The 22072-nt window shown below is 40.4% G+C and carries 19 protein-coding genes and 1 pseudogene; 13 read left to right on the top strand and 7 right to left on the bottom strand.

The window, feature by feature from the left end; all coding sequences use genetic code 11:
- Positions 1–73 precede the first annotated feature (73 nt).
- The 5 genes from M5U24_RS13480 to M5U24_RS13460 all read left to right on the top strand — a co-directional run bounded on the left by M5U24_RS13480 (position 74) and on the right by M5U24_RS13460 (position 4355).
- A complete protein-coding gene (locus M5U24_RS13480; RefSeq protein WP_099325021.1) occupies positions 74–508 on the top strand; it encodes a response regulator in 435 nt (144 codons plus the stop codon).
- 356 nt (positions 509–864) lie between these two features.
- The gene (locus tag M5U24_RS13475; protein WP_169703187.1) at positions 865–1926 is read left to right on the top strand and encodes an HD domain-containing phosphohydrolase; all 1062 of its coding nucleotides are present in this window, start codon (positions 865–867) and stop codon (positions 1924–1926) included.
- 65 nt (positions 1927–1991) lie between these two features.
- The gene (locus tag M5U24_RS13470) at positions 1992–2768 is read left to right on the top strand and encodes an ABC transporter permease (RefSeq protein WP_099325023.1); all 777 of its coding nucleotides are present in this window, start codon (positions 1992–1994) and stop codon (positions 2766–2768) included.
- A complete protein-coding gene (locus M5U24_RS13465) occupies positions 2768–3511 on the top strand; it encodes an ABC transporter ATP-binding protein (protein ID WP_099325024.1) in 744 nt (247 codons plus the stop codon). The genes M5U24_RS13470 and M5U24_RS13465 overlap by 1 nt, the downstream gene beginning before the upstream one ends.
- Before the next feature lie 22 nt (positions 3512–3533).
- A complete protein-coding gene (locus tag M5U24_RS13460; protein WP_099325025.1) occupies positions 3534–4355 on the top strand; it encodes an MlaD family protein in 822 nt (273 codons plus the stop codon).
- Positions 4356–4526: 171 nt separating this feature from the next.
- Here the strand turns inward: M5U24_RS13460 and M5U24_RS13455 are convergent, their stop codons facing one another.
- From M5U24_RS13455 to M5U24_RS13435, 5 genes and pseudogenes are all read right to left on the bottom strand, one after another.
- On the bottom strand, positions 4527–4661 hold the full coding sequence (locus M5U24_RS13455; RefSeq protein WP_157820498.1) for a hypothetical protein: 135 nt from the start codon (positions 4659–4661) through the stop codon (positions 4527–4529).
- Positions 4645–5148, bottom strand: a pseudogene (locus M5U24_RS13450) (hypothetical protein); the annotation flags it as partial. The pseudogene M5U24_RS13450 and the gene M5U24_RS13455, both read right to left, overlap by 17 nt.
- Positions 5149–5242: 94 nt before the next feature.
- The gene (locus M5U24_RS13445) at positions 5243–5947 is read right to left on the bottom strand and encodes a PRC-barrel domain-containing protein (RefSeq protein ID WP_099325028.1); all 705 of its coding nucleotides are present in this window, start codon (positions 5945–5947) and stop codon (positions 5243–5245) included.
- A 464-nt stretch (positions 5948–6411) separates the two neighbouring features.
- Positions 6412–7038 (bottom strand): HAD family phosphatase, encoded by a 627-nt coding sequence (locus tag M5U24_RS13440; protein ID WP_164994405.1) that lies wholly within the window; start codon positions 7036–7038, stop codon positions 6412–6414.
- A 22-nt stretch (positions 7039–7060) separates the two neighbouring features.
- Positions 7061–7390 (bottom strand): alpha amylase C-terminal domain-containing protein, encoded by a 330-nt coding sequence (locus M5U24_RS13435; protein ID WP_099325030.1) that lies wholly within the window; start codon positions 7388–7390, stop codon positions 7061–7063.
- A gap of 117 nt (positions 7391–7507) precedes the next feature.
- Between M5U24_RS13435 and M5U24_RS13430 the strand changes: the two genes are divergently transcribed.
- Positions 7508–7717 carry a hypothetical protein gene (locus M5U24_RS13430; protein ID WP_157820499.1) on the top strand — a complete coding sequence of 70 codons (210 nt, stop codon included), beginning with the start codon at positions 7508–7510 and terminating at the stop codon, positions 7715–7717.
- Here M5U24_RS13430 and M5U24_RS13425 read toward each other — a convergent pair.
- Complete coding sequence (locus M5U24_RS13425; protein ID WP_164994404.1) at positions 7686–9293, bottom strand: AMP-binding protein; 1608 nt, start codon at positions 9291–9293, stop codon at positions 7686–7688. The genes M5U24_RS13430 and M5U24_RS13425 overlap by 32 nt on opposite strands.
- A gap of 432 nt (positions 9294–9725) precedes the next feature.
- Here M5U24_RS13425 and M5U24_RS13420 point away from each other — a divergent pair, with 432 nt between their 5' ends.
- The 4 genes from M5U24_RS13420 (at position 9726) to M5U24_RS13405 (ending at position 16385) form a co-directional block, all read left to right on the top strand.
- The gene (locus M5U24_RS13420; protein WP_298202697.1) at positions 9726–12269 is read left to right on the top strand and encodes a helicase C-terminal domain-containing protein; all 2544 of its coding nucleotides are present in this window, start codon (positions 9726–9728) and stop codon (positions 12267–12269) included.
- Between the two features lie 5 nt (positions 12270–12274).
- On the top strand, positions 12275–13168 hold the full coding sequence (locus M5U24_RS13415; protein ID WP_099325033.1) for a complex I NDUFA9 subunit family protein: 894 nt from the start codon (positions 12275–12277) through the stop codon (positions 13166–13168).
- An 822-nt stretch (positions 13169–13990) separates the two neighbouring features.
- Positions 13991–14950 carry a tetratricopeptide repeat protein gene (locus M5U24_RS13410; RefSeq protein ID WP_099325034.1) on the top strand — a complete coding sequence of 320 codons (960 nt, stop codon included), beginning with the start codon at positions 13991–13993 and terminating at the stop codon, positions 14948–14950.
- A 289-nt stretch (positions 14951–15239) separates the two neighbouring features.
- Positions 15240–16385, top strand: coding sequence for an alanine--glyoxylate aminotransferase family protein (locus tag M5U24_RS13405; protein WP_099325035.1), 1146 nt, complete (start codon positions 15240–15242; stop codon positions 16383–16385).
- Between the two features lie 332 nt (positions 16386–16717).
- On the opposite strand, the gene M5U24_RS13400 is transcribed toward M5U24_RS13405, so the two are convergent.
- Complete coding sequence (locus M5U24_RS13400; RefSeq protein WP_164994255.1) at positions 16718–17149, bottom strand: hypothetical protein; 432 nt, start codon at positions 17147–17149, stop codon at positions 16718–16720.
- Positions 17150–17961: 812 nt separating this feature from the next.
- On the opposite strand from M5U24_RS13400, the gene ppcA reads away from it, so the two are divergent.
- From ppcA to mtaB, 3 genes are all read left to right on the top strand, one after another.
- Positions 17962–19434, top strand: a complete 1473-nt coding sequence (gene ppcA, locus M5U24_RS13395) for a phosphoenolpyruvate carboxylase (protein ID WP_099325039.1) — start codon at positions 17962–17964, stop codon at positions 19432–19434.
- A 205-nt stretch (positions 19435–19639) separates the two neighbouring features.
- Positions 19640–20302 (top strand): DUF2959 family protein, encoded by a 663-nt coding sequence (locus M5U24_RS13390; RefSeq protein WP_157820501.1) that lies wholly within the window; start codon positions 19640–19642, stop codon positions 20300–20302.
- A 287-nt stretch (positions 20303–20589) separates the two neighbouring features.
- Complete coding sequence (mtaB, locus tag M5U24_RS13385; protein WP_099325041.1) at positions 20590–22008, top strand: tRNA (N(6)-L-threonylcarbamoyladenosine(37)-C(2))-methylthiotransferase MtaB; 1419 nt, start codon at positions 20590–20592, stop codon at positions 22006–22008.
- The last annotated feature ends 64 nt before the right edge of the window (positions 22009–22072 follow it).

Below are 22072 nucleotides of genomic sequence, written 5' to 3'. Positions count from 1 at the left end.
AGTCGGCAGTCTGCAATCTACAGTCGGCAAATTGCAGACTGCGGATTGTAAAATTTTTTTCTGAGGGACGCAAATGAAGCAAAAGACAATACTTATTGTTGATGATGAAAAAAACATCCTTGCGACATTAAAAAGAATCCTGGAAGAAGAGAAGGAAGGTTACAGGGTATTTTTCGCAGATAGCGGAATAAAGGGACTGGAAATTCTTAAGTGTGAAAATATACATCTGATAATCACCAATTACAGGATGCCAGGCATGGACGGCTTACAGGTTCTGAAAAGGGCTACGATGCTTTCGCCGGATGCGGTTAAGTTTATGTTAACCGGATATGCTGACCTGGATGTTGTTATGAAAGCAAAAAACGAGGGTGGTGTATACCGGTTCTTCACAAAACCATGGAGCAATAACGAAATATTAGGTGCCGTAAAACAGGCTTTTTGTAATTTTGACACATGCAATAACCTGGAATTTGGTACGGACAATAACCTGGCATTTGGTACGGAATAAAAGTAACTATTCAGCGTAAACGATACACGGCTCGTTCCCAAACTCCAGTTTGGGAATGCATTTGTTCGAGAAACTCCGGTTTCTCGCCTGTTTGCTGATAGATAGGGAATAAAATCACAGGGTTAAGACAGTTTGTAATTTGTCAAGTCTGACACGCACTGGAAACAAAGTTTCCAGTGCAATTGTGTTCCCAAACTGTGGTTTGGTAACGAGTTGCGCTCTGATCTCCGGTAGTTTAATAAATTACGCTGAATAGTTACGAATAAAAAATGAAAGAGTCCTGCTCTTTATTTACAAGTCTGAATGAAAACGCCATTCCCGTGTAAGGAGGAATGGCCAATGAGGGGTGCCCTAAGATGAAACAAAACACAATACTTATTGTAGACGACGAAGAAAATATACTTAATTCTTTAGGCAGGTTGCTGGATGATCTGGGCTGCACGGTTTTTTTTGCATATGACGGCAAGAAGGGTTTGGAGATAATAAAGGATAAAGATATTCACCTGGTGATATCCGATTACAGGATGCCCGGCATGGATGGCATAAAATTTCTTGATGAGGTCAAAAAGATTTCGCCGGGAACTATCCGGCTCATGCTGACAGGATACGCCGATATTGATCTGGCAATAAAGGCAATAAACGAAGGCGAGGTTTACCGGTTTATTACAAAACCATGGAACAATATCGAACTTTTGGTCACAGTAAATCAGGGCCTGGAATATTTCAACATGCAAAGAGAACTGTGCCGGTTGAACAAACTCATACAGTCTCAAAATGAAGCGCTTAAAGAATGGAACTCAAAACTCGAACAAAAGGTGTCGGAACAAACAAAATATATACAGGATTTCTTTCTGGAGTCCATTAAGTCCCTTGTAGTTGCGCTGGAAGTAAAGGATAAATATACAGAAGGACATTCAAGGCGCGTCTCTGAATATGCCACATACATTTGCCGGAAGATGTCACTGCCGGAAGCATTTATAGAGGACGTAAAACTGGGGAGTTTATTGCATGATATCGGGAAAATAGGCATCAAAGAATCTATCTTAGGCAAAAACACCGGTTTGACGAAAGAAGAATACGAGCATATTAAAACCCACCCATCCATCGGAGAGCGTATCTTAACACCCATTATCAAAAACAGTACTGTCATTAATATTATCAGATATCACCATGAGCATTTAGACGGCAATGGCTACCCTGATGGACTGAAAGGTGCCGTAATCCCTCTGGAAGCCAGGATAGTCGCTGTTGCGGATGCACATGATGCATTACTGTCAGAACGTCCTTATCGTAAAGCCAGAGACCCATTAAGCGCCAAGAAAGAATTGGTAAAATGTGCCGATATACAGTTTGATTCAAAGGTAGTTGAAATTCTCACATCAAACGAACACAATGTGACGGACAGCCCGTTCAGGTGAATCATTTTTTTAAAAACCCTTATAAAAGACCGATCTATTACCCTACGCTTCTCATACTTTTATAAATGAACATTCTCATATCCATAGACCATACAGTTAAAAAGTTTCTCCTTTCAATGGGACAGGTAACGTTGCTGGCCTTCAAAGGGTTTTGGGGCATTTTTTTGCCGCCTTTTAATCCGAAGCTGCTACTGAAGGAAATTGACAATTTCGGCGCCGGTTCATTTCTGCTTGTGAATATCATTGCCTTGTTTACCGGCATGGTCATGTCGCTCCAGACAATTTACGGATTGCGCATGTATGGGGCAGAGATGTATGTGGGAAGCGTTGTTTCCCTTTCCATTGTGAGGGAACTAGGTCCGGTTCTCACCTCTATTATGGTGGGAGCACGTATCGGCTCAGGCATTGCGGCAGAAATCGGCTCGATGCAGGTAACAGAGCAAATTGACGCCATGCGGGCTTTAGGAGCAAGCCCCATCAAAAAACTGGTATCTCCAAAAATATTCGCCGGATTGATTACGCTGCCCCTCCTTACGGTCACAGCGGATTTCATTGGTATTTTTGGCGGACTCATAATTGCAACCTTTGAATTGGATATAGACCATATTTTCTATATTAATTCTATTTTAACCACCATTACCATTTCTGATTTCATTAGCGGCATTGGCAAAACAGTCTTTTTTGGACTGCTTATTGCCGTTATCGGCTGTTATTTCGGGCTTAAAACATCAGGGGGTACCACCGGCGTGGGGCGTTCCACCACTATTTCTGTGGTAACAATCTCGATTTCCATCCTAATTGCAGATTTCTTCCTCACAAAATTGTTTCTTATGATCTTCTGATGAAAAAACCCATAATTGAAATTAAACATGTCTATAAATCATTTAACAATCATCCGGTTCTGAATGATATAAATCTTTCCGTACAGGAAGGGGAAATCATATCGCTCCTTGGCGCAAGCGGAACGGGGAAAAGTGTTCTTTTGAAAGGACTTATCGGCTTAATAAAGCCGGATAAGGGCGATATCTTTGTTATGGGTAAAAATGTTGCACAAATGAATGAAGATGCATTAATTAAATTACGGGTTCATGTGGGAATGCTGTTTCAGGGTGCAGCATTGTTTGACTCATTAACCGTATTTGAAAATATTGCCTATCCGCTACGGGAACACCTTAGTCTTTCAGAAGTAGAAATAAGGTCACGCGTTTCAGAAAAATTACAACTGGTAGGCCTTAAAGGCATTGAGGCAAAAATGCCGGATGAATTGAGCGGAGGCATGAAAAAGAGGGTAGGCCTGGCAAGGGCTATCGCCACTGACCCGGATATTATTTTATATGATGAGCCCACTACAGGTTTAGACCCCATTAATGCGCAGCGCATTAATGATCTCATTATGGAATTACAGAAAAAACTTGGCATTACCACTATCGTTGTAACCCATGATCTCCATTGTGTGAAAACGATATCAGACCGCATCGCAATGCTTCATGAGGGAAAAATCATTTTTGTTGGAACATGGCAGGAAATAACATCCTGCCCATTAAATGAAGTAAAGGACTTTATCAGCGGCAATATCTGTTTGTAAAAGTGTTACAAAAGGAGAAAGTATGCGTAAAGAACACGTTGCAGAATTACGGGCGGGAATTTTTACTATTATTACGTTGATATGTCTTAGCATAGCGCTGTTTATTCTTGGTTCACAAAAAGGATATTTCAGACCCCATGTTACACTGAAGGCACGGTTCCTCCATGTCTATGGACTGCAAAAGGGCGTTCCGGTGCGTTTTATGGGGGTAACGGTAGGCCAGGTTAGAAACATCATACTCCCGGAGGAGTCGCCATGCAATGAGATTGAAGTAGTGATGCAAGTAGATAAAGCCGTCCAGAAAAATATCCTGACAGATTCCGTTGCCACCATAAAATGGCTCAGTTATGTTACAGGTGATTCATACGTGGAAATCTCTTCGAAAGACTGTACCGGACATATTATAAAGGATGGAGATACCATTAAGGGCGCTGAACCAATGGACTATACCTCCGCCATTGAAAATGGAACCATTGCTATAAAATCTATCGCTCGGTTCTTTAACAAACTGGATGAAGGAAAATTCGCGGAAACCTTAATCAGCGTATCGCTGTCGTTGAATGAAAGCATTACCCAATTCAGGGAGAGTACAGGGCTTTTAAATGCATTAATTTATGACGTACGTGGAAGGCTCCTCATGGATAATTTAATTACCGCCTCTGACTCGTTTAATGAAATTATTGCAAAAGTAGCGGAGGGCGAGGGCACACTTGGGGCATTAATTGCAGACCCGGAATTGTACGACAATATGAAAAGTCTTTTGGGAGGTGCAGAAAGAAGCCGTATCCTGCGAAATGTCATCCGGAAGAGTATTGAAAAGGGGAAAACAAATACCACTCAATAACAATTTTTGATGTACGATTTTTAAATCGTACATCTAATGCCGTAAATGTTCATGCTGGAAATAAAAATACAGAATACGAAACAAATCCGAATAATAAAACATAAAATTCAAAACAAATCTAAAACACACTTATCTGCGTGCGATCAAGCACAGGCAGGCAACAACGACACCCTACTTGCGTTTCCGATGATACCATTCGGTATGTTCATGCTGCTTCAGATATGCTCCCTTGGCGCCCAACTGCGGCAGCCGATTAATCATATCCAGCACAAGGTGAAATCTTTCGAGATCATTTAAAACAATCATGTCCATGCATGTTTTTATTGTTGGTACGGTGGTACGTCAACCGATGCACCAGCCAGGGTAGCCGTTTCTCAAGGAACTTTAAATGATCGGGGTACTCTGAATCCACCAGCAGTGGGATCTGGTGGGATCGAAAGGTGCCCTCAATTTGAAGTCCATCGACGACTTTAGGGCCAGTCCAGCCTTTGGGTGAATTGAGGACGATCATTGGCCATCGTGGACGAGTAGTGTCGTTCTTCTTCCGTGCATTATCTTGGATTTGCCGAATACTTTCGATGACCTGTTCCAAAGTACTGGCCATGAGTTGGTGCATCTCTTCCGGCTCATCACCTTCCACAAAGTAAGGTGTCCATCCGCAGCCTCTCAAAAATTGCTCTAATTCCTCTGGCTCTATGCGGGCAAGTACGGTTGGGTTAGCTATTTTATAGCCGTTAAGATGCAGGATCGGTAGTACTACTCCATCGTTGATCGGATTGAGAAATTTGTTGGAGTGCCATGCTGTTGACGGTCATCTCAATATCTTTCTTCGTCTATAGTTAAAGTTTACTTACGCGTTTGCTTCAACGGGAACGCTCGTTGACAGCCTATTCATCAACCCAATATCCCTGGCGATTGTAATATTGATGCAGTACTGTCTCATACTCTCGAGTCAGTAGAGACTCCTCTGTATATTCCGGTGACTGCTTGATGGTCTCACGAGAAAGATTGACAAATACTTTCGACTTATCCCAACTAATGCGCTCGATCCATTGCGGTGAAATCAGCACCTTTTTCCCAGACCACCATTTCTGTGTATCGATGATTAGATAACGAATAACCCACATCTCGTCATCGATAATAAAATCATTGACATAGCCAATCTCGTCGTCTGAAGCCTGGATGCGATAGCTGCTCACCTCGCGAGTGCTGCGCAAATGGGGATCCCACTCTTCCGTATCTTGATAAGAGTCCAGCATGTGTGGGCCGCCAAAATGCGGCGGAAATCCATAATATGCGCGGTAGGTTTCCTCGAATTGTCGCGAGACGGGCTTGTCACTGTTCAAGGATGGGCTGCCCTCGATCTGCTTTTTGGTTAAATCAATGGTGATGTATTGCTCTTTTTCATTCACGGCGCCAAACGCATACGGAGAAATTAACACCTCTCTGCCCGTAAGCCAGTTTCCCGTGTCGGCCACCAGATAGCGAATGACCCAGTACTGATCATCAAAGTAAAATTCTTCGACTTTCCCTATTTCCCCGTCAAGGCCGCGCAATGTATAACCTTTTAGTGTTTTACCTTTGTATAGCATAGTCGTATTCCTTTCGTACTTTAAGTTTCGTTTTATTCGCTGTTGCCACCCGGCTGACAGCGTATTTGAGAAATCGGTTTCACTGCGATCTGCACTGGCGACAACACTCCTATTGCACCGGTGGCGGCGGCTCCGCTATGGTGGGCGGGCACACCGAAAACGGATCGAGACGAGAGATTTATTTCGCCGCATAGTCCGAATTCCTTTTTTCATTGGAGCCAATCTATCAGGAAACCTGATGCTGGCCTGGCATCATAGGATTCAGGAATGAGACTACCTTTCTGGTTTCCTGCTGAGTCGCTGAAGGTTAAATTCGTACCTGGTAAACCGATACGGTCAATGTTTCCATGAAAACTTCGTTCCAGCGATTCACCTGTCTGATACAATGCAAACTTGATGCTCGATGAGCCACCATTGATCGTCAGCACGCCAGCGTGAATCCGATTTGCGGATAAACAGGTTTGTCATTCTGCAACCTCCAATCCAAACGAAGCCAGCTTCGCGCATGTAGAACTGTAATCCGTATGAAGAACACTTCGAATCCCCAAACTTTCTGCAACCTCGACGAACATGGGGGTGTTTTCGATATAGACTACCTGCCGGGCTGGCGTCTGGGCAATATCCAGCGCAAGCCGAAAGATGTCAGTGTCTGGCTTACGGACATGGACGAAGCAGGAGGAAATAAAAAAATCCACGAACCCATCAAGCTTGAACGTTCGAATTCGGTACACATTCAGTTCCCGTGCTTCGTTGCTGACAACGACAATCTTCAATCCACATCGTGCCTTAAGCCGGCGGACCAAGTCAATCATTTTGGGATACGGCTTCGACTGGGCGAACATGAATTTCCGAAACTGCGCCGGAGTAAACGGCCGCTCCTTGTAAAACACCACCCGATCTAGATATTCTTCCAGCGTGAGCTTTCCCTCCTCGTAGGTTTCGACAGTTAGATGATGTCGGTCATTCATCTCGGCCAACTCCAGCTTGAAATTTATCGCCGCCCGTTTACGAGCATGATGGTCCCATCCGTTAGTGAGCAAAACGCCGCCAATATCCAGGAACAATATTGTAATTGAACTGCCCTTTTTCATTTAGTCTCTCTCAGGTTGATTCTTATTCAGCCTGCGAAAAAATTACCACCGTGTATGGCCCTATACTGATTTTGCCGGAGCAAGGCAGCCCCTCGATTATTTCCTCCTGAGCCTCGACATCAGGGGTTGGATAATTTGTAAAATTAGGGCCGTAGTTATATGCGTCACTGTTAAATCGAGTCTTCCACAATCCGGCACGCGGAAAACCTATGACATAACACTCGCGGTTTTGATTCGCCATATTCACTACCACAACAACAACGTTATCTGTTGGATATTGTTTGTCCCAGTGATGGAAAGCGATGGTCTTTATCCTGGAACCAGCGATCTTCCCGCAACTCCAGCGCTTCAAAAATCATCGGGATACCTGCCAAAGTAAGAACACGTGCACTTCCTAACGTAGAGCGTTTCTTGGAAAACCAGCTATCCACCTTACCTGGCCATATCGCCCTTATAGTTGGACAATATTTTGCCGGACATTTCTTGCCGTAACAGTAATTATATAATAGTGACTACAAAAACGGCAATAAATATAAAAGAGAAAGGAAAAGGAACCAGGTTAGGAGAGTTAGGAAGAATAGAAATAATTAGTGGTGGAGCGCTGGCGGCGGGAGAAGGTAGAGTAGTTGCTGGCACGGCAGCTATCATCACTGTGGGAGCCGTGACTGGTTATCATTAGAATTTGTTTCGGGTTTCGTGTTTTGTACTTCGGATTTCACCGTTAAAGGTACTACTTGCTGCAATGCCAATTGCTTTAACGTTTTGTAATCAACCTTTCCTGTGGAAAGCAAGGGAATGGCATCTATGTGGAGATAGTGATCTGGCTGTGAAAGCTTTATAATGCCATGTTTATCAAGTGCAGCGTTCAACGAAAGTTTATCAGGGTTTGGGTGGACAACGAATGCCACGATCTGTTCGCCCTTTTGTGCATGCGGGATGTTTACTACGGCGCAGTTTCTTTTTTCTCCCTCTGTTATTTCATCCAAAATGCAGGATAATTTATCCTCAATGGAGGAAAGGGACACCATTTCTCCGCCAATCTTGGCGAATCTTTTCAGACGATCGGTAATGTATAAAAAGCCGTTGTCAAATTTCCCGATGTCGCCTGTTATGTAATATCCTTCGTGAAAGGCACATTCCGTCAGTTCCGGGGAGTTATAATACCCTTCCATGAAATTAGGACCCTGCACAAGAATTAAGCCTTCCTCTCCCTGGGGTACTTCACAATACGTTTCAACATCTACAATTTTACAATTAATATTTGGCAAGAGTTTTCCCACGCTTCCATGCCGGAAATCATACGCCTTATTCGCGCTGATGCAGGCGCAGCTCTCCGTAGTGCCATACGCTTCATATATAGGGATACCAAACTTTTCCTGAAATTTTTCCCTTACTGCACTGTTTAATTTTTCCGCTCCGGCATACGCCAGACGTATAGTGGAGGTCTGTTCTTTGTGCCATTTTTTCACAAAACCACGATACAGAGTGCTCGTACCCAGCACGATAGTAACCTTTTTATCATGTACGATCCTCCCCAGCTTTTCATATTCCGTAGGGTTTGGATGGAATACCACGCCAAGTCCCTTTAATAATGGCAACCATAAACATACGACAAAGCCAAATACATGAAAAAAAGGCATAGCACCTAAAAAGACATCTTCGGGAATAGGATCAAATATGGTAGAAATGTTTTGTATGGTTGTATAGACATTTTGGTTTGTCAGTGGCACGCCTTTCGGATGGGATTCTGACCCGGAGGTAAAAAGTATAACCGCATTTTTCTTCGGTAGATCGCAAGCTGAAAATTCCTGAATAAGAGAATCTTTCGATCTGAATTTACATGCAAGGTACGTCAGTATTTTTTTTTTCTTTGAAATGTTGTTTTTTATGTCCTCGATAAAAATCATTCTTTTGTCGAAAGGTATGCCCGCTTTTTCAATAAAAACCTTCGAGGTCAGTATAGAGCGTACGTCGCATATTTTCAAAACGTAATCCTGCTCTTCTTTGCTCGCAACGAAATTCAATCCTACAGGGACCTTTCCGGCAAAGGCTGTCGCTATATTTGCCAATGCGCCTCCGATTGAAGGGGGGAATACAACGGCAATATTTTCACCTTCCATGTCGCGAATATATTTTGACAAAAGAATGCCGCCTGTAAGGGTCTGCCCGAAGGTAAGTGATATCCCAAACGAATCAAAGAAAACAGTTTTATTAAAATTATTTTTTGCTGTGGTTATAAAACTTTTTAAAATCATTAATATTCCTTTTAGATTTACGATTTTGGATTTACGAAGCACGATTTAAAATAGTACTTCGTACTCCATTCTCGTTTCCAGGTCGGAACCTGGGAACGAGAGGAAAGTTTTGTTCATATTTTAATGTTTCTATAATTGGAGTCAATTATTTAATCAGTTTATACTCAATAGTCTTACAATTGTAACGAAGCAATCGCTTCTTCCTGCAAATCTGGGATTCCTAAGCTTATATAGCCAGAACCAAACAGGCACAAAGCACGAAATACTAAACAAATTCTAATCACCGAAGGCCTAACTAGATAGATTACGCTGAATAGTTATAAATATTTTGCCAAAAAGCGCAAAGAAATTACCGATGAGGTACTAAACATTAAATATATTGTATCTGTTTTTCGTTGTTTATTCTAAATACTTGATTTATATTTTCAACATATGAATACCACAAAATGGTTTGCAAAAGACTTTATTATACAGAACACACTGTCCGCAATAAAAGACGCTATTTCCAATGCAGGGGGTAATGAGGTCTTTTTAATCGGGAAGCCTGATGAGAATTATATGATAGCCGATATAGAAGTGTATGCTATGGGAAATAAAAATGCTGTGCCTGCCATTCTTCGTGAGGTAAAGCATGGAGAGGTTATTATCCACAATCACCCTAACGGAAACCTTACCCCTTCTGAAGAGGATATTGAAGTTGCTTCCGAAATGGGTTCCCTCGGCGCAGGATTTTACATTATCAATAATGAGGTAGAATACTTATACCCTGTGGTGAAAATTGCGAAAGAACATCCTTATGAAAAACTGGATTGTGTGATGTTGTCGAATTTATTACGCCCGGGCGGAATATTGTCTGTTACTATCCCTGGCTACGAATACAGGGAATCGCAGGTAGATATGCTTACATCGGTATCAGATGCCTTCAATAATGACACAGTTGCAACAATTGAAGCAGGCACCGGAACGGGAAAATCACTGGCATACCTCCTTCCTGCAATATTCTGGAGCGTGAAAAATAAGGAAAGAGTGGTTATATCCACAAATACAATAAACCTGCAGGAACAGTTGATGTACAAGGATATCCCTACACTAAAGATAGAAAATATTCCCAACTTTAAAAGCGTCCTTGTTAAGGGAAGAAATAATTATATTTGTTTAAGGAAAGCACAGAACTTGCAGTTTGAAGGCGATATGCTTATTGAGGAAAGGGAAAAAAAACAATTAATACATATACTGTCATGGGCGGAAAAAACAAGGGATGGAAGCAAAGCAGACCTGAACCTTCTTGTTAATGATAATGTCTGGGAAATGGTTCAGTCTGAAGCAGACCAATGTACACGGTTAAAGTGTAATTTTTATAATAAATGTTTTTTTTATTCTGCAAGGCGGAATGCGTCAAGCGCAGATATCCTTGTGATAAATCACCATCTTTTGATGGCTGATTTGGTCTTAAGGAAAGAAACCAGAGGTTATGATTCAACTGCGATACTGCCACCATTTAAGAGGATTATAATAGATGAAGCGCATAATCTGGAGTCGGTCGCAACATCTAATATAGGCTTGTCTTTCTCCAGAATGCGGATTTTAAAACCTTTGGGTAAGCTTGTTAATCAAAAGGATAACAAAAAGGGGCTTTTGCCATTTCTTAAAAATAAAATTAAAGATGTTGATTTTCAATGTAACAAGGATATTACGGTAGATATTACAGAAGGAATTTATCCTCAATTACTCGACATGCGGATAGAAATTTACACGTGTGTTACCAATACTTTTTCTGATATTTTTGAGTCTGTAAACAGCTATATTAATAATAAATTTTTAGAAAACGGAACAGAACTCAAACTAAGAATAACTGACGAACTGCTCTCTACACCGTTGTGGTCAGATAGTATTGAAAAAAAAATACGGCATCTTTGCACGGAAATACATAACTTCGTAATTTTATTAAATAAGTTAATTGCTGCCATTGAAAGACTTGATAAAGAGTCCCGGGATATATTGTCGTCTCTGTTCATAGACATAACATCATGTAAAACTCGTCTTAATACTGCAAAAAATGATCTCTTTTCTTTTATACGTTCTGAAGAAAATCTATGCAGATGGATTGAATTAAGAAGATACAACGATAATTTCTTTATAAAATTCTGCAATGCACCAATAGATATTTCAAATGCCTTAAAGGCATACCTGTTTGATAATTACCGGACAATTATATTAACCTCTGCAACATTAACCATAGATAACACATTCACTTTTTACCAAAAAAATACGGGACTTCATTTACTTCCGGAAAAAAGGATTACGGAACTGATTCTTAGCTCTCCCTTTGATTATAAATCTCAATCTATGATATGTATACCAACAGACATCTCTGACCCTGATGACTCATATTATAAAAAAGATTTAGTAGAAAATTTAAGCAAACTGATCGCCATCACTGATGGACGTTCACTTGTATTATTTACATCATACCGGCTCCTTAATGATATATTTGATATGCTGAAACCGTATTTTACCGGGCAAGGCTATACCTGTTTAAAGCAGGGAGAAGACAACAGACACAACTTACTGGAAACATTTAAAAATGACAAAACATCAATATTATTCGCCACCGATAGTTTTTGGGAAGGCATTGATGTAAAAGGGGATGCGCTGGAGTGTGTTATTATTACCCGTCTGCCTTTTAAAGTACCAAATGAACCAATTATTGAAGCAAGGACAGAGGCTATTGAGATGAAAGGGGGCAACTCATTTTATGATTATTCCCTGCCAGTTGCTGTGTTAAAATTAAAACAAGGATTTGGAAGACTGATAAGAAGCAAGGAAGACAGAGGCGTGGTATTTATATTTGATAGACGTATCGCTACAAAAAGTTATGGTAAAGTATTTATTAAATCACTCCCGAAGGCAAAATGCATAAAGAAAAACACGGAACACGTGTTTAAAGAGTTGGAGAATTTTTTTAAGAGGAGGTAAATATTATGAAAATCTTTTTGACGGGCAGCACTGGTTTTGTCGGAAAACAGTTATTAAACAAACTCATTGAAAATAAATATAAAGTAAAATGCCTGGTAAGAAAAGGCTCTGAACATAAATTGGGACAATATATCAACCAGATAGAAGTTGTAAACGGAGATATTACAGATCCGCCTTGTCTTAAAAACGCTATAGCTGATTGTGAAGCAGTAATTAATATTGTTGGTATTATCAGGGAAATACCGGGAAAAGGGGTTACTTTTGAAAAACTTCACTATGAAGGTACGCACAACCTCATAAGAGAAGCGAAAAAACAAGGTGTTGACAGATTTATACAAATGAGCGCTTTAGGGGCAAAGCAGGAAGGAAAGACGCTGTATCAACAAACAAAATTCCTGGCGGAAGAGTGTATAAGGAAAAGCGGGCTTAATTATACTATTTTCCGTCCATCTATCATATTTGGTAAGGAAGATAAGTTCGTTAACACATTTGCAGGTATGCTAAAAATTCAGCAGTTTATCCCCGTAATCGGAGATGGTAAATATAAACTGCAACCGGTAGCCGTTGAAAATGTCGTTGCCGCGTTTGTTGACTCGATAGAAAGAAGAGACACGTTTGGAAAATCGTATGAAGTAGGAGGACCAGAAAAAATTGAATTTAATGACATTATTAATATTATCGGAAAGGTACTTTGTTTACCTCCCTATAAAATTCATATTCCAGTCTGGATTATGAACACTTTGGCTGAAATGTTTGATTGGATACCTGCCTTTCCCGTAACAAAAGATCAAATAACAATGTTGCTGGAAGGAAATACCTGCGATGAAAAACCCTTTTTAGACCATTTTAAAATAAACCCTATATATTTTAAGGAAGGTATTTCAAGATACCTTTTCTGAACTGGCATAGCCAAGCCATAACCAAACAAGAAATGCGAAAGGGGAACTACATATTGCACAGATTTAAAAAAAGGCACTAATTAAAATGAGATTTAAAAAAAATAAAGTGTTATCAAAAACTCTAATTTATGGTGTAAATTTATTGTTTATTAATATGTAGATAATTTACACCCAAACGATATCTTTTTATTTTTAAGTTTAATATATAATTTTTATATGTAGGTAAAACACAGGTATTTTACAATAAAAAAAAGGATATAAGTCTTTATTTTATAAATGTTTATTGAAAAATAACACATATTTTAACAATCAACATAATAAGATTACGGTTTATTTTAAATAGATAATTATATAATAAATACCATAAGAATAATTGTTTTTAAAAAGATGGGGACAGAACCTTAGACGGGTAAAAAGAGGTTTAAAATATAGATTTTAACGTTAAAATTCCAAAGAGTGATAATTAACCCTGTCATGGTTGTTTCAACATCGCATGGAGGTTTGAGATGGAGTGTTTTTATATTGGTTTAAATATTTCAATTTTGCCTATTTAAAGCAAATGATCTCTTATAAGTAGCAGGTATTGCATCACTACAAGCGCGATACCCTGCATCTCCAGAGTCTTTTTTCTATCCCGTGAATTTTTCAAAAAGCTAAAATGTTACCAATCATTGGATTTCACCGACACCGTTCATTTTAACCCACCTGAATGAAGAATCACATAAAAAGATAACGTTGAATAAATAGCTAATTACAAATATAATAAATTCCGTCTTAAATTTATCTGGAGTTTTACTCTTTTAAAAGAGAAGGGGTGTTTGTGTGAATTTTCTTCGTTTTTTCAAATCAACCGCAACGTATTATTTGCCGGCAATACTTTTAGCCGGTGCTTTTCAATATTCTTTAGTTTATGCATCCTCCGTAAAAGACCAAATGCCTTACCGGAGTAACATGGCCCACGAACAATATTTACAAGGTGTAGAATATGCAAAATACGGACTACATAATGAAGCAATTGAATTATTCAGGAAATCACTCGCGACAGACCCGGATAATATTGATACCTGTATTAGTCTTGGCGAAGTGTATGCAGATAAAAGAATGGATAGTGAGGCAATAGAGCTATTTCAAAAAGTCCTGAAAATAAACCCCAATCAACCACAAGCATATTTTAAAATTGGTACCGTATATTTTGATATGGAAGAATATGAACCTGCCATTGAATATCTTAAGAAAACGATTGAAATGAATCCTGATTATAAGGTTGCATATTCTTTGTTGGGTATTTCATACGCGAAAAGCGGCAAATATGACGAAGCAGTTAAGGTGCTTAAAAAACGCATTGAACTGGACCCCAATCTGGCGATAACCTATTCTAATCTGGGACTGGTCTATACAATGAAAGGATCAAATAAGGAAGCATTGGTGGAATATAATAAGGCTTTGGGAATTAATCCTTATCATGAAGAAACATTATTTAATATTGCCTTTCTGTATGAAAACATGGGGCAGATTGATGAAGCGCTCGCATATTATAACAAAACCGTTGAATGCAACTCCGGTAATGCAAAGGCACAATACAATTTAGGGTTAAATTATCTAAAGAAAAAACAATATGACGAGGCAATTAATGCCTTTGAAATTTCACTTATGGCAAATCCGGACAATATCGAAGCATATAATAATTTAGGCAATGTTTATGCGGCAAAAGGGATGGAAGAAAAAGCAAAAAATTATTTTTCTTTGTACAATAAACAATTAAAGCTGCAACAAAAGAAATAATTAAAGAAGGTATCGTTCCTAATAGATGTAGTGACGAAGCATTGACCGTTCGGGTATGAATTTATTTGTAACATTGCAACAAGTATTATTTTCATATAACATCCTTTTTTGTGCTTAGGGTGGAGCGGATAAACCCTGTTTTCCAGTGAGATTGCCCGGGCTTATCAATAGCATAGACAATCAGGCTTTGCCCTTGCGTCCATTGCAATAAATGTACAAATTCTTATTATTCATCTTTCGAAGACCTTATTTATCGGACAACAAGATATCCTGAGAAAGGAATTTTTTTATGAAGAAAAACTATCTGTTTACCCCAGGACCTACAATGGTACCGCCTGAGGTTTCGCTCGCTGAAGCGCAACCAATGATACACCACAGAACACCACAATTTTCCCAAATATTTTACGAATTGAGCGAGGATTTAAAGTATCTGTTTCAAACAAAAACAGGAGAGGTTTATACGTTAATGTCCTCCGGCACCGGCGCAATGGAGGCGTGCGTTGCCAACGTCCTGTCGAAAGGTGATAAAGCACTGGTAATTACCTCTGGCAAATTCGGAGAACGTTGGGTGGAGCTATGCAAGTGTTTCGGCATTGAAACAGAGGTCGTTAGTGTGGAGTATGGAAAAGGGGTAGAACCTTCCAGGGTGGAAGAAATTCTTAAGAAAAACAGTGAAATAAAGGTAGTTTTTGCAACACAAAGCGAAACATCGACAGGTGCGCTGCACGATATAAAGGCCATTTCACAGATTGTGAAAAAATACAGTGCACTGATAGTAGTGGACGCTATTACCGGCATCGGTGTTCATAAATTTCTTATGGACGAATGGAATGTTGATGTAGCGGTAACCGGTTCGCAGAAGGGGTGCATGTTGCCGCCTGGGCTGGCATTTGTTTGCGTAAACAGCGGGGCATGGGAGGCTGTTGAAAAAGGGGATTTACCCAGATATTACTGGGATTTTAGGAAGATGCGCAAAAATCTTAAAAACAAAACAACGCCATTTACCCCTGCAGTATCACTCGTTATGGCAATGAAGACTGCAATGGAGATGATTAAAAAAGAAGGCATTGAGAATGTGTGGGCAAGGCATGAACGTCTCGCAAATGCCACCAGGGAAGGTGTGAAGGCATTAGGATTGGAACTCTTTGCCGGGAATAGTTCAAGCAATGTTTTGACTGCCATAAAGGCGCCGGAAGGCGTCGATGTTGATAAAATTATTAAAAAATTAAGGGATGAAACAGGCGTTACTTTTACCGGAGGGCAGGACTCCTTAAAGGGAAAGATGATACGCATAGGCCACATGGGCTATGTTAACGATTTTGATATTATTCTGGCGATTTCTGCACTTGAGAAAGGCCTCCATGAAGCCGGCTATCCGGTTGAGTTAGGGAAAGGAATAACCAGAGTACAGTCATTATTGGTAAAGGGGAGATAAATAATAATAACTATATAATGTGTACCGCCGGCTACATACACATAAAAAGGAATAATAAATGCCAAAGGAGTTGTAGAGACAGGTTTAAAACCTGTCTCTACGGTTGTATATGAATGCAGTTATAACAATTTGCAGCAAATGCTTCGCCCCTACTTTACTTTAAATCGGGAACGCGCCCATTTCAGTTATATAATCGAAATTCATCTTCATTACCGCACCTGTTTCCAGCAGTAATGAACCGGATACATATCATTTATCAACGCAAGCGCCTCAACAATTGCGCCGGCTATACCCCAAAGCCCGAGCAGATATGCCACTACTTCCGCACGTGTTCAGTCCAATATTTTCTGCTCCGCTTCAGGAATCGGAATATTCCTGTCTTTCGCCAAAATCAACGCCTCTTTGTATTGCAACGGGAGATGGGCAATCCGCGCCAGTGTTCCCAGATCATAAAGCAGCTCTGCCACAGAGGTCTGGTCTATGATGTTTATGTAAGGAAGGACTATTTGGCAAGGATAACGAATAAAATCCCGTTTAATCTTTTCAAATCCAGAGACTTCTCCTCGATTGAAAGGCTCGGTATCACTCTTCCACGCTGACTTGTCCGGCAAGCCCTTATGATGCCCGTCAATTGCAATTGATGCCTCAATGATTCTACAAAGTAGTGCATAACCCGGCACCCCATGAAACATGAGGCACACTGCCGCGTTTCCCGCCGTTTGTGAGATAGTCCTGAAATGCCTGTTGATACTTGCCAAGGTCATGCAACAACGCTGCTATCTTGAAAATTTGTTTGTAGTTTTTGTGACATGCAAAGTATTCCGCAAACATTGCCGTTTGATGCAGATGTTTTGATAAGCTGTGTTTCTCTTTATTACTATTTTCTGAAGGTGCAAAATACTCAGGCATTATATTCCTTCAATACACAAACCTACCCAATAAGCCAAATCCCCGGCGCCAAATTCATGTAGTGCGACGAAGTTCGTCGCACTAAAAAGGACAATTTCAAGTTTCAAAAAACCAGATTTCCGCTAAAGAGCATTGTGGAGTCCGAAACAAATTCTAATGACAAAATATTATGATATGCTAAACAAACGCATCTTTCATCTTTTGTACCAGCCTGGTTCCGGCTTTTCCATGTTGGGAATTTAAGAGAAGGCATTGCCATTGCAGAGGGAAAATGATATGATTCCTTGGTCAAAAATCACAGAACGGCTGCCCTTAATAACCCCGAAACATTATTTTAGAGTAAAGACGCACGGCTGTACATCTTTGCATTCGTATTAAAACACACCCCTTATATCCCCTCTTTTTAGAGGGAACCTGGGGTATTTTATACATTACGGGTTCACAAATTGGCAACACTTTAGTTTTTTGAAAAATTCCAACAACAGCGATGTTTGCCGCATAGTATAGGGGCGAAGCATTTGTTGTAAATTATCATAAATGCATTCATACACAAACAAGCAAATGCTTCGCCCCTACGGTTTCAAAAAACTAAAGTGTTACCATTTTTTTGATTCGTTCGGGTTAGAAAGTTACCGGATACCTAAATTTGTCCTGAAAGGCCACAAAAATGAGAAAAATACCGAGAACAATGAGTACGCAGCATCCCGACAATGTAATAATGCCGTTTTTTACGGAGGGAGCCCCTTTTCATGGCGAAGATGAAATAAAAGAGGCATATTATGTGTTTTCTCATTTGCGATGTGATGAACAGATGTGGGATTGCGAAGGGAAGGAAGTGGATGAATTTGTCATCAAGAAGTTGCTCACGCGGTATGAAAATTTTTTCAAAAACAAGAGGATTGGCAAGGATCTGTTTATTACCTTGCGCGCGCCGAATCCGGCGTATGAGATGAGTGAGGCAAAAATACTTCTTGAAACCCTGGAAAGCGCCCCGCGTTCCTACGATACCGCCAGGATATTTTACGGAGATGGCGCGGTGCCGCCTATTTTTGAAGTTATTATTCCCATGACGACCAACGCTGATATCATAAACCGCGTATATCATTATTATCATGATTTTGTGGTGGGCAAACAGTATAAGAAATGTTTCAGCGGAGATATTACCATCAGGGAATGGATTGGCGAGTTTATGCCGGAGACTATAGAGGTTATTCCCCTGGTTGAAGATGTCCAATATATGCTTTCTGCCGATGCCATAGTACAGGATTATTTGAAAGATAAAAACTTTCCCTATCAGCGAGTTTTCCTCGGACGTTCTGATCCCGCGCTGAACTACGGTTTTCTGCCTGCCGTACTGGTGGTAAAAATCGCCTTGCAAAGATTAAACCTGTTGCAGGAAAAGCTTAAAATTCCGATATATCCCATTCTTGGCGTAGGCTCCAACCTTTTTCGGGGAAACATGACGCCGTTTAACGTGAAAGAATGCCTCAATGAATACCCGAGCGTTCAGACGTTTACCATACAATCTGCCTTTAAGTATGACTACGATGAGGAAGTAGTCAGAAAGGCTGTTGAAACAATCAATAATCAGGAAAGAAAGCCGCCGGTGGTAATTGACGAAGAAACCGCATTGGATATTACGAAAAGATTATCGTCCGCTTACCGGGAGCAAATCAAGGAGCTTGCACCTTTGATCGGTGATATAGCGCGGTTTGTTCCCAGGAGAAGGATGCGCAAGCTGCATATCGGGCTCTTTGGGTATTCAAGAAACGTGGAGGGGATTACCCTGCCAAGGGTAATATCTTTTTGCGCCGCCTTGTATTCGATTGGATTACCGCCTGAATTGTTAGGGCTGCACGCCCTCACCGGGAAAGACCTCTCATTTCTTAAAACAGCGTATCCCGGTTTCTTTGAAGATATTTCGATAGCTGCGTCCTACTACAATGAAGACGTTAAAAAACTAATATCTCCAAAAATTGCAAAGGATATTGAAAAAGCATTGGGCGTGACAAACTATGTAGAAAATCTCCTGCATAGCGAATATACCACCCAAATCATCAATGCCCTGCTTTCAAAAAAAGAGGAAACCGTTTCTGAAAACATTATTTCCGCTGGAAAGGTGAGGGGATTCCTTGGATAATATTAGTCGATGTTACGAATGCCTTTTGGCAAAAGAAATATTTACCGGGGAATATGCTACACAACATCGCACAGGTTTAATACGGACAACCGATCTATTCCACAGGCTAAATCCGCACGGCCTGTATATTAATTTACCTATTCACCGCCTGTAAAGCAATTTGAGTAAAATGCCAAATACGGCGCTTGACGGAAGGAGAGAAAATATGAACCGTTTGAACGTAGGCTGTATATATTCCTTAACTTTTCTGTTTTTTGTTTTACTGAATTTTTCCGGCTGTCAGACTACATATTATAAAACAATGGAAAGGGTTGGTTACCACAAAAGGGATATATTTACAAATCGGGTAAAAGATACAAGAAATATTCTTGAAGAGACAGAGGAACAATTCAAATCTGCACTGGTTGGATCCAGGTCGTTTGCTGATGCTGAAGGCAGCACGTATGAGCAAAAATATAATACGTTGAATAAAGAATATGAGAGATGCCGTGATAAATCATTGTTGCTAAGTTCACATATTAAATCGATAGAAAAAGTAGCAGAAGCTTTTTTCAATGAGTGGGAAATGGAGTTAGAGCATTATGTAAGTAATTCGCTCAGGCAAGATAGCCAGGAAAAATTAGCGCAGAAAAGAGGCCAATATGAGCATCTTATAAATTCCATGAAATATATTGAGAGAAAAATGGACCCGGTACTCATCAATTTCCGTGACCAGGTGCTGTATTTGAAACATAATCTTAATACACAGTCGATTGTTTCTTTGCAGGATGAGCTTGCCCTGTTTGAAGATGAAGTCCTATCCCTGATTAAAGAGATAGAAATTTCCATTGGAATTGCCGACTCATTCATCAATTCAATAGTGAAATAACGTGACGCTTTAGTTTTTGAAAAAGCAGGGGGCGAAGCATTTGCCCGTTTGGGTATGAACGAATTAAGACAATTTGTAGCAAATGCTTCGCCCCCCACTATGATTATTGGAATTTTTCAAAAAACCAAAGTGTTACAAAAAAATGTATTTTGACAGTTAAAGATAATGAATATATGTAACTATTCAGCGTAATTTATTAAACTACCGGAGATCAGAGCGCAACTCGTTCCCAAACCTTGTACTGAACATAGTGAAGTATCTGTTTGGGAACGAGCCGTGTATCGTTTATGCTGAATAGTTACATTAATGCAAGAAAGAGAGAGACTTTTCGCGCTGCATTTATAGCGGGAAACCAATGTTACATGATTGCAAACCATTCAAAGACGTGCGCTTTTATAACCTTCGGCTGCAAGGTAAATCAGTATGAAACACAGGCGCTTCGGGAATCCCTTATCGCAAAGGGATTTATGGAAATATCCCCTGAAATGGCGGCAGATGTTTATGTAATCAATACATGTACGGTAACTTCTGCAAGCGATGAGAAATCCCGTAATTATATAAAACGCCTGAAGAAGAAAAGCCCGAAGTCCTCCATTGTCGTCACCGGCTGTTATGCGGAATCAGACGCCGCGGCAATAAAGAAAATCGACGGCGTTAGCCATGTCATTACAAAGGCAGATGAATCATCCCTGGCAGAAATCATCGTCGGAAACGATGATCCTTGTATCCCGCAAATCACTTCATTACCGCCATACCTTTTACAAAACAATACGTTCCAAAAAGATTCGATTTACCGCCTGAATATCAGCCGTTTTCATGGGCATACCAGGGCATTTTTGAAAATAGAAGACGGTTGTGACATGTACTGCTCATATTGCATCATTCCTTATGTTCGCGGCGCAATCAAGAGCAGGAAATGGCAGGATATTCATGACGAGGCAAAACGCCTTATCCATAATGGCTACAAAGAAATCGTACTCACGGGAATTCACCTTGGCGCCTATGGCAAAGAAATGTCTGACGGCATTTCACTTGTAAAAATTCTTGAAAGGTTGAGCGAATTTTCCGGTTTGGGAAGGATCCGATTAAGTTCTATTGAAGTAAACGAAATAACTCCGGAACTCATGCACCTCATTGCAGAGAGAAAAACCATATGCCCCCACCTTCACATTCCATTACAAAGCGGCGATGACCTGATTCTCAAAAGAATGAACCGGAAATACACTGCTGCTTACTATCAGGAAATTCTGGACACTATTCGCTCAAACATCAAATTACCCGCCATTACTACGGATGTCATGGTCGGTTTCCCGGGGGAAACGGAGAGGCACTTTCAAAATACTGTTGATTTTTGCACGAAGGCAGGCTACAGCCGCATGCATATATTCCCGTTTAGCATAAGAAAAGGGACGCCTGCCGCAAGTATGCAAAACCACTGTGCTTCACCGAGTATCACACAAAGGAAAGACCTGCTGAAGGCGCATGCCGACACGCTGTCATATGCGTACAAAAAACAATTTCTTAATCATATTGGCGAAGTACTTGTTGAATGGGAAAGAGATGCGAAGACGAATAAATTATGTGGATATACGGAGAGATATATAAAGGTGCTCTTCGATGGCCCTGATACACTGAAAAATTCCATTGTGCCGGTACAGATAGAAAGGATTGAGCGGTCGGATGTTTTTGGCAAACTTAATAATTAACTACTCAATAAGCAGTCGGCGGTCTACAGTCGGCAATCAGCAATAAGCAGCCGGCAATCCTTTG

The organism is Candidatus Kuenenia sp. (genome assembly GCF_027493735.1).
GTDB lineage: Bacteria > Planctomycetota > Brocadiia > Brocadiales > Brocadiaceae > Kuenenia > Kuenenia stuttgartiensis_A.
This window is presented reverse-complemented; position numbering and strand designations above follow the sequence as displayed.